This window comes from Vibrio renipiscarius (genome assembly GCF_000827885.1).
GTDB classification, from domain to species: Bacteria; Pseudomonadota; Gammaproteobacteria; order Enterobacterales; family Vibrionaceae; genus Vibrio; species Vibrio renipiscarius.
The window spans coordinates 178917-192137 of record NZ_JTKH01000008.1; the positions used below are offsets into that span (position 1 = coordinate 178917).

Below are 13221 nucleotides of genomic sequence, written 5' to 3' on the forward strand. Positions count from 1 at the left end.
TTGAAATGCTGCTGCCTGTATTCCTTACTTCTCTAATTCGCCGCGCTGGAACTGACCAGCTGCTTTTACGAAACCGGCAAACAGAGGGTGACCATCACGTGGTGTAGAGGTGAACTCTGGGTGGAACTGAGCCGCAACAAACCATGGGTGGTTCGGGTTCTCAATCACTTCTACCAGTTTCTTGTCCGCTGAAAGACCAGACACTTTTAAGCCTGCTTTTTCAATTTGTGGACGAAGATTGTTGTTCACTTCGTAACGGTGACGGTGACGCTCATGAATCGTCGCGCTTCCGTATAGTTCGTGAGCTTTTGTTCCTTTCTCAAGGTGACATAGCTGTGAACCAAGACGCATAGTACCACCTAGGTCAGAGGTTTCAGTACGTTCTTCAACTTTACCTTCGCCATCAACCCATTCAGTGATCAAGCCAACCACTGGGTACTTCGTCTCTTTATTAAATTCTGTTGAGTGTGCACCTTCCATACCCGCAACGTTGCGCGCGTATTCAATCAGTGCCACTTGCATACCTAGACAGATGCCTAAGTAAGGTACGTTGTTCTCACGAGCGTATTGTGCTGCAAGAATCTTACCTTCGATACCACGGTCGCCAAAGCCACCAGGTACTAGGATTGCATCAAAACCTTCTAGGATTTCAACACCTTTGCTCTCAACATCTTGAGAATCAACGTATTGAATCTTAACGCTTAGACGGTTCTTAAGACCGGCATGCTTTAGCGCTTCGTTAACTGATTTGTATGCGTCTGGTAGTTCAATGTACTTACCAACCATACCAATCGTCACTTCACCCGTTGGGTTCGCTTCTTCGTAGATGACTTGTTCCCACTCAGAAAGGTTTGCTGCTGGTGCAGTAATACCAAAACGAGTACATACAAGATCATCAAGGCCTTGAGCATGAATAAGTTGAGGGATTTTGTAGATAGAATCTACGTCCTTCATTGAGATTACTGCTTTTTCTTGTACGTTACAGAATAGAGCAATCTTCTTACGTTCGTTGGCAGGGATCACACGATCACTACGACAAACGAGAATGTCAGGCTGGATACCGATTGAAAGAAGTTCTTTAACAGAGTGTTGAGTCGGTTTCGTTTTCACTTCACCTGCCGCAGCAAGGTAAGGAACCAATGTTAGGTGCATGAACATCGTATGTTCACGGCCTAGCTCAACAGCTAGCTGACGAATCGCTTCCATAAACGGTAGAGATTCGATATCACCAACCGTACCACCAACTTCAACGATCGCAACGTCGTGGCCTTGAGAGCCAGCAATTACGCGGTCTTTGATTGCGTTTGTGATATGAGGGATAACCTGAATAGTGGCGCCTAGGTAGTCACCGCGACGCTCTTTTGCTAGAACGTCTGAGTAAACACGACCTGCCGTAAAGTTATTGCGTTTAGTCATCTTGGTACGAATAAAACGTTCGTAGTGACCAAGATCAAGGTCTGTTTCTGCGCCATCTTCCGTGACGAACACTTCACCGTGTTGAGTTGGGCTCATAGTGCCTGGGTCAACGTTGATGTAAGGGTCAAGCTTCATCATGGTCACTTTAAGACCACGAGCTTCTAGAATAGCCGCAAGAGATGCAGCAGCAATACCTTTACCTAGAGAGGATACAACCCCGCCAGTAACAAAAATGTAATTTGTCGTCATGTTTAACCTGAAATTGGTTGAATGAGGGAAATAGATTTCTTCTGGACGGGATAAAAATATACCAGAAGCACCTAACCGCCACAACGTGAAATCTATCACACCACTCTTTTTTATTTTTTGCTTCAAATCAAACTGAGTGAATACGGCAGTCTCTTAGCTGAACTGAAGCCGCCCTTCTTGCCTTAAATTATCATCGGGCAAGAGTTTACTTCGATTCATCCCGTTTGACTTCGTCCCACCAAGCGTCTAATTCGTCCAAATTGCACTGATTAAGTTGTCGTCCATTTTGCGCTACTTTTTGCTCAACCGATTGAAAGCGCTTTACAAACTTCAAGTTGGCTTTGGCCAGTGCCACTTCAGGATTAACTCGCAGATGACGGGATAAATTCACCGTTGCAAACAGCAAGTCACCGAGTTCCATTTCAACCTTGTCTTGCGCCACTTCCACTTGCAGCGCTTCTTCCATCACTTCATCGATTTCTTCACGAACTTTATCGACCACCGGACCCAGTGAATCCCAATCAAAACCTACGCTGGCACACTTTTTTTGAATCTTTGTAGCACGTGAAAGTGCAGGTAGCGAGTTTGGTATTGAGTCTAGAATACTTTGTTCTGATTTGCCTACTTGTGCCTTTTCTTTTGCTTTTTCTGCTTCCCAATTCGCACTAATTTCTTCATCAGAATTAAACGTAACCTCAGAAAAAACATGAGGATGTCGACGCGTTAATTTTTCATTAACCGTTGCAACGACCTCTGAAAAATCGAACAAATCTTGTTCTTTCGCCAGCTGGCTATAAAAGATCACTTGGAACAATAAATCCCCCAGTTCTTCTTTTAGATTCGGCCAATCTTGATTATGAATTGCATCCACCACTTCATACGTTTCTTCGATAGTATGCGGCACAATTGTTTCAAAATTTTGTTGACGATCCCAAGGGCATCCCTCTTTCGGATCGCGCAACTTGGCCATAATCTGTTCTAACTGTTCAATTGGGTGACTCATTTTCATTTTTTCCTTAAACAAAAAGGCGAGCAGCATAACCACTCACCTTTGTAATTTTTATTTGTGCCGTTTGCTGGCATACGGATTCTGGCCGTCTAAGTGCTAAAACTAGATTCCCTATCACGCGCGTTTCGCTGTAAGGATTGACCACTCGAGTCTTTTTTCTCAGTCGACCCAAAAATGATGCTGAAGCCATTCTCTAAATAATGGCGACTGTCGCGTTGTTGATTGCGCGACAGTCGTCAGTATGACGAGAATGTTAGCCGAGGCGCTTCACCGTCATCACATCTTTGATCTGTTCGACTCGCTTCGATACACGCGCCAGCACTTCAACGTTACTGACTTCTAAATCAAAGTCTAAAATCGAGAGTTGGGTACGATAATCCACACGGCTCTTCATGCTGTTCACCTTCACTTTTTCGTTGGCAAACAGCGTGGTGATCTCTTTCAACAAACCTCCGCGCTCCATGGCTTCGACACGTAGAGTCAGTAAGTAAGAACCCGCAAAACCACTGCCCCAGACGGTATCGATAATACGTTCAGGTGCATGATGTCGTAATTCTTCAAGCTGCTCACAGTCAGCACGGTGCACCGAGATGCCACGACCTTGAGTGATGTAGCCACAAATCACGTCGCCTGGGATCGGTTGGCAACAACGTGCTAAATGATTCATCAGGTTATCGACCCCTTCAACGACAACGGCGTCTTTATTTGGACGAGTTGGAATTGATGGCTTACTTTCCGCTTCAAGCAGTTTTTCAAGCGCTTGTTTATCTTCTTCTTCCGCGGTCGGCTTGTTAACCAAGGCGTTGATATGATTAATTATTTGATTGATGCGCAAGTCACCACTGCCAACGCCCACATACAATTCATCGGCTGAATTGACATTGAAACGTTTCAGCGCGTATTGCTCTGCGTGTTTGAGTGTTGCACCAATCTTACCCAATTCATGCTCGAGAATTTCACGCCCGGCTTCGAGGTTTTTCTCTCGACTCTGTTTGCGGAACCATGCATTAATTTTGGCACGCGCACGACCTGAAGTGACAAAGCCTAGTGATGGGTTTAGCCAGTCGCGCGATGGGTTCGGTTCTTTTTGGGTAATGATTTCTACTTGGTCGCCCATTGATAGCTTATGGGTGAATGGCACGATGCGTCCGGCCACTTTGGCACCAATGCAGCGGTGACCGACCATTGAGTGAATGTGATAAGCGAAATCAAGCGGTGTTGCGCCCATTGGCAAATCAACCACATCGCCACGAGGAGTAAAGGCATAGACACGATCATCAAACACTTGGCTGCGCAGTTCATCGAGCATTTCGCCCGAGTCTGACATTTCTTCTTGCCAGTCGATCAGTTTACGTAGCCATGTAATCTTCTCGTCGTAGCCGCTACGACCTGAGCTTGCACCTTCTTTGTATTTCCAGTGTGCTGCCACACCCAACTCAGAATCTTCGTGCATATCTTTGGTGCGAATCTGAATCTCAATGGTTTTGCCTTCTGGCCCCAAAACCACCGTATGGATTGATTGATAGCCATTCGGTTTTGGGTTAGCCACGTAATCGTCAAACTCACTTGGTAAGTGTTTGTATTTCGTATGAACGATACCTAGCGCCGCGTAACAGTCTTGCAATTTATCAGCGATGATACGCACAGCGCGCACATCAAACAGCTCATCAAACTCCAAGCTCTTTTTCTGCATCTTACGCCAGATGCTGTAGATGTGTTTTGGACGGCCGCTCACCTCGGCATTAATGCCGGTAGATTGCATTTCTTCCGTCAAATCATCGACAAAATCTTTGATATATTGTTCGCGTACGATACGGCGCTCAGACAGCTGTTTCGCGATCTGTTTATAGGTTTCAGGTTGCTGGTAGCGGAAAGCGTAATCTTCGATTTCCCACTTTAATTGACCAATACCAAGACGGTTTGCTAATGGTGCGTAAATATTGGCACACTCTTGAGCCGCTGCTCGGCGTACCTCAGCCGGTGCTTTTTTTACTTCAATCAGATTACAAATTCGCTCAGCCAACTTAATGACTACGCAGCGAAAATCATCCACCATGGCCAATAGCATGCGGCGCACGTTATCGACTTGCGATGACGCAGCACTGCCTTCTAAGGTGACGTTAAGCTGCCCTAGGGCGGCCATTTCTTCCACGCCATCAATCAGCTTAATGATTTCTTTGTTGTATTCTTCTTCAAGCTTTTCGCGTTGCAAAGCACCACTGGACACCAAAGGAAAGAGCTGTGCCGCCACCAATGTTGATTTATCCATGGATAATGTGATGAGAATTTCAATCATCTCTCGACCACGCCACAACAAGAGTTGAGCGTTATCGTTGCCTTGCAAAAATGTTTCGCACTGACGATATACTTCCGTTAAGCGCTGAGCAGTTTTCGCATCTTGTTTTAAGCTTGAAATCCACTTATCCAGCTCAAACTGTTCATCTTGATTTAAGTGCGCGCTTCTTACCGCAACCATTTTTCTTCGTCCTAGTTGTTATTTTCTTTTACCGACTAACCTTGTCTAATAGGCTGTGTCACCTAACGTTGACGCGTTATTTACCATCACGCTTTACAAAAAGAGCCATCGACTCTAAATGCGCAGTGTGCGGGAACATATCTAACATGCCTAACTTTTCCAACTGATATCCTTGTTTCAGCAAACTTTGGCTGTCACGGGCAAGCGTAGCAGGATTACATGAAACATAAACCACGCGACGAGCGCCTAATCGAGCCAATTGATCCACTATACCACTTGCGCCCGCTCTAGCTGGATCGAGCAGTATCTTATCAAACTTTTCACTTGCCCACGGCTGAGATGACAAATCTTGTTCTAAATTTGCTTGGTAGAACAGAGCATTGTCTAACTGATTCAGTGCTGCGTTACTTTGCGCCTTTTCAACCATCGCATCCACGCCTTCCACACCAACGACCGCTTTAACTTGCTTAGCGATAGGCAGGCTAAAGTTGCCTAAACCACAGAACAAATCCAAAACACGATCATTGCCATCAAGATCTAACCAAGCAAGCGCCTGCTCAACCATTTGTTGGTTCACCTTTTGGTTAACCTGAATAAAGTTATTAGGTGCAAATGGAATGGTCGTGCCGGTTTCAAGATAATGCGCTTCTTGCCCTAACACACGGTCGAGCTGATCAGTTTGTGGCATTAAATACAGCGTTGCGTTGTACTTTACAGCAAAGGCTTCAAGTTGCTTTTGCTCTTTATTCGTTAGCGGGCTTAGGTGACGTAACACCATGACGTTGGTGTTATCACCTTTCACCAGTTCAATATGTCCGATCGACTCTTGACGAGTAAAACCTTGCAGCAATTGATGCAACTCAGGCAGCATCGCATTCAGTTCTGGCGCCAGTACCGGACAATGGGTGACATCGACTATTTGCTTACTTTGCTTACGGCGGAAACCAAATTGCAATTGACGCGTTTTTTTATCAAGCATCACACTGATACGAGCACGACGACGGTAGCCCAAGCCTTCTCCTGAAATGGCCGACTCTAGCGCTAACGTCTGGCCTGAAAACTTACTCATCAAATCTGACAGGGTTTGTTGCTTGTATTCTAACTGGGACTCTAAGCCAAGATGCTGCATGTTACAGCCACCACATTGGTCGTAGACTGGGCAAAATGGCTTAACTCGTTGCTCGCTTGCTTTTTGTACTTTAATCAAACTCGCGCGAGAAAATTTACTCTTCTCTTCGATGAGTTGAACCAGTACTTGCTCACCTGGCAATGCGCCATCAATGAAGATTGGCTTGCCCTTTTGAAAGCAGATACCAGCCCCTTGGTGATCCAATTTATCCACCGTCATCGATTGATGTTTGGTATTAAGTTGTGTTTTCTTCTTCGGTTGGAAAAATTGCGCCATGCTCTGTGCCTGCTCTCTATTGCTGCAAATAGTCCAGGCATCACCTTTTAGAGCCTGGATCATTGTATGAGCCGAGTGAGTTGATTATGCTTAACTCTTCGACGGCTCATTTTTATGATGGCTATTTTCCCATATCCACACCACGATGTTTAGACAATAATGACCAGATATGGCTTACGCGCCCGCGTTATTACTCTCACTCTAGCGCCAACCCTTATAATCGGTTTGCTTCTGAGCGCAATTTTTTCATTTAACCGTTATCACGACCTAGAAAAACAAGTCATCAATTCTGGTTTAAGTATTATTGAACCACTCGCGATCGCCAGTGAAGATGGTTTAAAAAATAACAGTCGAGAGTCGGTTCGACGCATCATCAGCTACGCCCACAGAAAAAACTCTAAGTTTGTCCGTAGTATCGCGGTGTTTGATTACAACCACGAACTCTTTGTGACCTCGAATTTCCACCCAAGTTTTGAATCGCTCACCTTTCCTCGTAATGAACCGATTCCACTTTTGGTCACCTCACACCTCAAAGAAAACACGCTGGTACTGCGCGCGCCGATCATCAGCGAGTCAGGCATTATTGCCAGCCCTCGAGGCCAACAAAACAATCCGGCGATGGGTTACATCGCGATTGAACTCGACCTCTCCTCGCTACGATTGCAGCAATACCAAGAAATTTTCTCGGCCTTTTTAGTGCTATTGACCGGGCTTGGCTTGTCGGGTTTCTTCGCCATGCGCTTAATGCATGATGTCACCCGCCCGATTTCACACATGAAAAATATGGTCGACCGTATTCGTCGCGGCCATCTTGATGTGCGTATCGAAGGCAAAATGCACGGCGAATTAGACCAACTGAAAAACGGCATCAATGCGATGGCCGTATCGCTGTCTGAATACCACGTAGAAATGCAGCACAGTATCGATCAAGCCACATCAGATTTGCGTGAAACACTGGAACAGTTGGAAATCCAAAACGTTGAGTTAGATATTGCCAAAAAACGCGCCCAAGAAGCCGCGCGAGTAAAATCGGAATTCTTAGCCAACATGTCGCACGAATTGCGCACGCCACTCAATGGGGTCATTGGCTTTACTCGACAAATGCTTAAAACCAAGCTCTCAAATAGTCAAACTGACTACCTGCAAACCATCGAGAAATCGGGCAACAATTTATTGACCATCATTAACGACATTCTGGATTTCTCGAAGTTGGAAGCAGGTAAACTGGCGCTGGAGAACATTCCGTTTGAGTTCCAAGAAACCTTAGAAGAGGTAGTGAACCTACAAGCCACCAGCGCACATGAAAAAGGGTTGGAAATCACACTCAAAATTGACCCTAAAGTGCCGATCGGCCTTGTTGGTGATCCACTGCGCATCCAGCAAGTTCTGACCAACCTTGTCGGTAACTCGATTAAGTTCACGGAACGCGGCAACATTGATATCAGTGTTGAGTTGCGTTCACAAAAAGAAGATGCGGTCGAATTGCAGTTTATGGTGCGAGATACAGGCATCGGCATCTCAGAGCGCCAACAAGCGCAATTGTTCCAAGCCTTTAGTCAGGCTGACGCCAGCATATCTCGCCGCTATGGCGGAACCGGCCTTGGCTTGGTCATTACCCAGAAACTGGTCAGCCAAATGGGGGGTGAGATCAGCCTAACCAGTCGCTTACACCAAGGTTCAACCTTCTGGTTCACGCTGCGTTTGCACACCACTGATATGCCGATGAGCGAGCTTATTGAGACTCAAGTATTGAATCAGCGTTCACTGCTGCTGGTTGAACCCAATATGCAAGCGGCTTCAATTACACGTCAAATGCTGGCTCAGCAAGGTTTAGTGGTCACCTACCGCTCATCACTACCGGATGAGATAGAACGATTTGATTATGTGTTACTGAACTTAGCGCCAAATCGCACCAATGAATTAGGGAAAGTAGAGAAACAAGTAGAGAAGGCGCTGCTGTGCGCTCCTCATGTGGTCGTAGGCACACCAAGTACCACATTGGCGCTCTCTGATCACCTGATTCAGAAATACCAGATTCACTGCGTGACAAAACCATTGTCACGTAAGAAATTACTTCAGACACTCGCGGCAAACCAAGAGAGCTTGCCAGACATCGAAATTGAAATACCGATCAGTACCCAGACCCAACCGCTGACGGTAATGGCCGTTGATGATAACCCAGCCAACCTGAAGCTGATCAGCGCGCTACTCGAAGAGCGAGTTGAACGTGTTGTGACATGCACCAATGGCAGCGATGCGGTTAAACAAGCCGAAAAACACCATTTCGATATCATCTTGATGGACATTCAAATGCCGCATATGGACGGCGTGACGGCTTGCGGCAAGATCAAACAAATCGAACTCAATGCAAACACGCCGATCATCGCTGTAACGGCACATGCGATGAGCGGTGAGCGAGAACGGTTACTCAACGCGGGAATGGACGACTATCTAACTAAGCCAATTGAAGAGCATGTACTGCAACAGGTTTTGATGCACTGGAGTCCGCACACCAAAGAAGATGAATTGCAAAAGCTGACACTGCCGACGCAATCAGAGATGGAGCCCATCATCGCGACCAATGAACACAACAATATGATTATTGATTGGCAAGCGGCGTTGAAGCAATCAGCCAACAAAGAAGACCTGGCTAAAGAGATGCTCAGCATGCTGCTCGATTACATGCCAGAAGTCAGCGCGGTGGTTGAAGACGCTCTTGAAGATGAGACGTTTGACATCGAGCAATTAATCCACCATGTGCATAAACTGCATGGCAGTTGCTCTTACTGCGGTGTTCCTCGCCTGAAAAATGTCTGCGCCACGATAGAAAAAGCGCTCCGTTCAGGCAGCGGTATTGAGGATATTGAGCCGGAGTTGTTTGAACTGCAAGATGAGATGGAAAAAGTCACCGCCAGTGCAAAACCGTATTTAGACGGGGTCACAAACTCTTAGCGTGATCGACCATCCATAAAAAAGAGCGCATCACATTGCGCTCTTTTTTTATCGATTCCACAAAGTCCGTTGTAATACCAATCTGCAAAGATGATCACCGACTTATGTGGATGGCTATTAATGGCTTTCGTAAATAACCGTGGCCATCGCATAATGACGTTCGTCAGAAATAGACAGATGAATACTGCTGACCTTACGTTGCTGTGCAATCTCCAAGGCTTTATTGCTCAGCGTCAATATTGGCTTGCCCCAAGCGTCATTACTAATGGTAAAGTCTTGAAAACTCACCCCCATTGCAATGCCCGTACCCAGCGCTTTTGATGCAGCTTCTTTAGCCGCAAAGCGTTTCGCCAAATAGCGCCCTTGCTGCTTAATAGAATGAAAAACGACCAATTCATCCGGCGTCAAAATCCGCTCCGCAAATGCAGGACCGCTACGAGTTAACGCTTTTTCGACTCGCTCAATTTCAGCAATATCTGTTCCTAAACCGACGATAGCCATGACTTATTTACGCGCTTCAACCATCAGGGCTTTCATATCTGCAACCGCTTTGCCCAAACCATCAAATGCAGCGCGACCAATGATAGAGTGACCAATATTGAGCTCGTAGATTTCTGGAATGGCTGCGATTGCCGCCACGTTATGATAGGTCAAACCGTGTCCCGCATTGACGACAATGCCCAAACTCGCAGCATAACTCGCCCCTGCCGCAATTTTTTTCAGCTCATTGGCTTGCTCAATGTCACTTTCTGCATCGGCATAGTGGCCCGTATGAAGCTCAATAAAGGGCGCACCGCAGGCTTTTGCTGCATCAATTTGTTCACGATCCGCATCAATAAAAAGAGAAACCTTGATACCGGCAGCCGACAACGTTTGAGTCGCCGCTTTCACTTTCTCTAATTGACCGGCGACGTTAAGCCCGCCTTCTGTCGTCAACTCTTCACGCTTTTCTGGTACGAGGCATACATATTCCGGATTGGTTTTTAATGCAATCTCAACCATTTCATCCGTTACCGCCATTTCAAGATTCATGCGCGTTTGCAGCGTTTCACTAAGAATACGCACATCGCGATCATTAATATGGCGACGATCTTCACGTAGGTGAATGGTGATGCCATCCGCCCCAGCTCGCTCTGCTATCTCTGCCGCATGGACAGGATCGGGGTATTTCGTTCCGCGTGCATTACGTAACGTTGCGATATGGTCAATATTGACACCTAGGTAAATTGAGCTCATTTTTCAATACTCCTTGCTCGTGGGGCTCTTGAAATAAAGAGTTCCCTACTTTTTAATGGTTTACCGCCAAGATAAGGCTTTAAGGCTATACGTGTAAAGCGCTTTGCCGCTTGAAGCTGCTCTTTAGTCACAAAGCGGCGCTCGCTGATCGCGATCAACTCATCACCTCGGAACGAGAGGTTGTCGAATCGTACTGAGGCAATAAAACCTTTCTGCTCACGATAGCGATAAGTCATCTTCGGGTCTACCGGCTCTCCTGTCCCAGCACAATGGAGAAAATCGACCCCGTACCCCATGGCAGACAGTAGCGCTAACTCGAAACGGCGCAGAGCTGGTTCTGGGTTCTCCGCTTGTGCCAATTCTGTCAACGCGTGGAGATAATCATGAAACAACCCCGGCATCGCCACTTCAGCCATCAATACCCGCCCAAGCAATTCATTCACGTACATTGCTGAGTAGAGGAAAATGCCTGAAAGCGGTAGACCGAGACTAATGGGTTCAGCTTGGCGTAGGGTTTTCATCGAGCCATTGCCTGACCATTTGAGCAAGAGTGGCGTAAAAGGCTGTAAGGCACCTTTTAGGTTCGAGCGTTTACTACGCGCGCCTTTAGACATCAGCGTCACTCGGCCATACTCCTCACTAAAGACATCAAGAATTAAACTTGATTCACTGTAAGGACGGCGATGAAGCACAAAACAACGCTGCAAGCCTTCTGACATTTTTCCATCCAAGATTTTTGCGGGTTAGAAACAAAATAAGGAGCCAAACGGCTCCTTATTATCAGTTCAATTTCGGAGCGACATACTCTCGCTATTCGAAATTATAAATCGTCGATGTAACCCAGTGAACGTAGGGCGCGCTCATCGTCAGCCCAACCTGATTTCACTTTTACCCAAGTTTCTAGGTAAACTTTACGGCCGAACAATTCTTCCATATCAAGACGCGCTTCGCGACCGATGGTTTTGATCTTATCGCCGCCTTTACCAATCACCATCTTCTTCTGACCACTACGCTCAACAAGAATTAGGGCATTGATATGGAAGCCATCCGTATCTGGGTTGTAATCGAAACGCTCAATTTCAACCGTTACAGAGTAAGGTAATTCCTCACCCGTAAAACGCATCAATTTTTCACGTACAATTTCAGATGCCATGAAGCGCTGTGAACGGTCTGTCACATACTCTTCAGGGAAATGGTGCGTCGCTTTCGGAAGGAAATCACGCACGTGCTTACGCAACACGTCAACGTTCTTACCCAACTTCGCTGAAATTGGCACGATATCGACAAAGTCCATCAAACTTGAAATGTCTGACATGTGCTTCATGACATCATTTCGGTCTGCAACAACGTCTACCTTGTTGATACATAAAACCACTGGGAACTTAGCGTTACGCAGCTTATTCAGTACCATTTCATCGTCAGCAGTCCAGTGCGTACCATCGACAACAAAGAACACCAAGTTTACATCACTCAGTGATGAGCTTGCTGCACGGTTCATCAAACGGTTAATCGCACGCTTCTCTTCAATGTGTAACCCTGGCGTATCAACGAAGATCGCTTGGTAATCACCTTGAGTGTCAACGCCCATGATGCGGTGACGGGTCGTTTGTGGCTTACGTGAGGTAATCGAAATCTTCTGACCAAGGATGTTGTTCAGTAGTGTTGATTTGCCTACGTTAGGGCGACCAACAATCGCGATAAAGCCACAGTGTTGGTTTTCAGGTGTGCTTTCTTTACTGGTTGAGTTAAAGAAGGCGTCGATATCAAACTCGTTATTATCTTTTGAATCAGTCATTGGTCAATTGCTCTAATGCGCTTTCCGCAGCCGCTTGTTCTGCCTTGCGACGGCTGGTACCTTTGCCAATTACAGGCGATCCAATACCTGCAATCTCACAAGACACAGTAAACTCTTGGTTGTGTGCCTCACCTTTAATATTAGTCACAATATAGGTTGGAAGAGGTTTTCTTCTTCCTTGCAAAAACTCTTGAAGACGAGTTTTTGGATCTTTTTGTGATGCACCCGGTTTAATTTCATCTAAACGAGATTGATACCAGCTAAGCACAACGCGACGAACAACTTCAACGTCACTATCTAAATAGATCGCGCCAATAATCGCTTCAACTGCATCGGCTAGAATAGAATCACGACGGAAACCGCCACTCTTCAATTCACCTGGACCTAATTTTAAGTAATCTCCTAGGACAAACTCACGCCCTAATTCAGCCAACGTATTACCACGCACCAGCGTTGCACGCATACGGCTCATATCACCCTCATTCACTTTCGGAAAACGGTGATACAAATCATCAGCAATGACAAAACTTAAAATTGAATCGCCCAGAAACTCAAGACGTTCATTGTGTTTCCCATTGGCGCTACGGTGAGTCAGCGCCAGATGGATAAACTCGGCATCATTAAATGTGTAGCCGAGTTTTTTCTCTAAAATTGCGATTGGAGAATTCATACTCTCTCGATTT

At 46.1% G+C, this 13221-nt stretch carries 10 protein-coding genes; 1 reads left to right on the forward strand and 9 read right to left on the reverse strand.

Translation table 11 applies throughout. The features are described from left to right. Nucleotides 1-24 precede the first annotated feature (24 nt). The 4 genes from OJ16_RS08175 to rlmD all read right to left on the reverse strand — a co-directional run bounded on the left by OJ16_RS08175 (nucleotide 25) and on the right by rlmD (nucleotide 6555). Nucleotides 25-1665: a CTP synthase gene (locus OJ16_RS08175; RefSeq protein WP_040989142.1), complete on the reverse strand. Its 1641-nt coding sequence runs from the start codon at nucleotides 1663-1665 to the stop codon at nucleotides 25-27. A gap of 205 nt (nucleotides 1666-1870) precedes the next feature. Continuing rightward, nucleotides 1871-2668, reverse strand: a complete 798-nt coding sequence (gene mazG / locus OJ16_RS08180) for a nucleoside triphosphate pyrophosphohydrolase (RefSeq protein WP_040989192.1) — start codon at nucleotides 2666-2668, stop codon at nucleotides 1871-1873. 259 nt (nucleotides 2669-2927) lie between these two features. Continuing rightward, nucleotides 2928-5150, reverse strand: a complete 2223-nt coding sequence (gene relA, locus OJ16_RS08185) for a GTP diphosphokinase (RefSeq protein WP_040989143.1) — start codon at nucleotides 5148-5150, stop codon at nucleotides 2928-2930. A 76-nt stretch (nucleotides 5151-5226) separates the two neighbouring features. Further along, nucleotides 5227-6555, reverse strand: coding sequence for a 23S rRNA (uracil(1939)-C(5))-methyltransferase RlmD (gene rlmD, locus OJ16_RS08190; RefSeq protein WP_040989144.1), 1329 nt, complete (start codon nucleotides 6553-6555; stop codon nucleotides 5227-5229). 159 nt (nucleotides 6556-6714) lie between these two features. Between rlmD and barA the strand changes: the two genes are divergently transcribed. Then, nucleotides 6715-9507: a two-component sensor histidine kinase BarA gene (gene barA, locus OJ16_RS08195; protein WP_040989145.1), complete on the forward strand. Its 2793-nt coding sequence runs from the start codon at nucleotides 6715-6717 to the stop codon at nucleotides 9505-9507. 117 nt (nucleotides 9508-9624) lie between these two features. Here barA and acpS read toward each other — a convergent pair whose 3' ends face one another. From acpS to rnc, 5 genes are all read right to left on the reverse strand, one after another. After that, nucleotides 9625-10008: a holo-ACP synthase gene (gene acpS, locus OJ16_RS08200; protein WP_040989146.1), complete on the reverse strand. Its 384-nt coding sequence runs from the start codon at nucleotides 10006-10008 to the stop codon at nucleotides 9625-9627. Between the two features lie 3 nt (nucleotides 10009-10011). Further along, a complete protein-coding gene (gene pdxJ / locus OJ16_RS08205) occupies nucleotides 10012-10743 on the reverse strand; it encodes a pyridoxine 5'-phosphate synthase (protein WP_040989147.1) in 732 nt (243 codons plus the stop codon). Then, nucleotides 10740-11462, reverse strand: coding sequence for a DNA repair protein RecO (recO, locus tag OJ16_RS08210; RefSeq protein WP_040989148.1), 723 nt, complete (start codon nucleotides 11460-11462; stop codon nucleotides 10740-10742). The genes pdxJ and recO overlap by 4 nt, the downstream gene beginning before the upstream one ends. 101 nt (nucleotides 11463-11563) lie before the next feature. Then, the gene (era, locus tag OJ16_RS08215; RefSeq protein ID WP_040989149.1) at nucleotides 11564-12538 is read right to left on the reverse strand and encodes a GTPase Era; all 975 of its coding nucleotides are present in this window, start codon (nucleotides 12536-12538) and stop codon (nucleotides 11564-11566) included. Next, nucleotides 12531-13208, reverse strand: a complete 678-nt coding sequence (gene rnc, locus OJ16_RS08220; protein WP_040989150.1) for a ribonuclease III — start codon at nucleotides 13206-13208, stop codon at nucleotides 12531-12533. Before rnc ends, era begins: the two co-directional genes overlap by 8 nt. Between the last annotated feature and the right edge of the window lie 13 nt (nucleotides 13209-13221).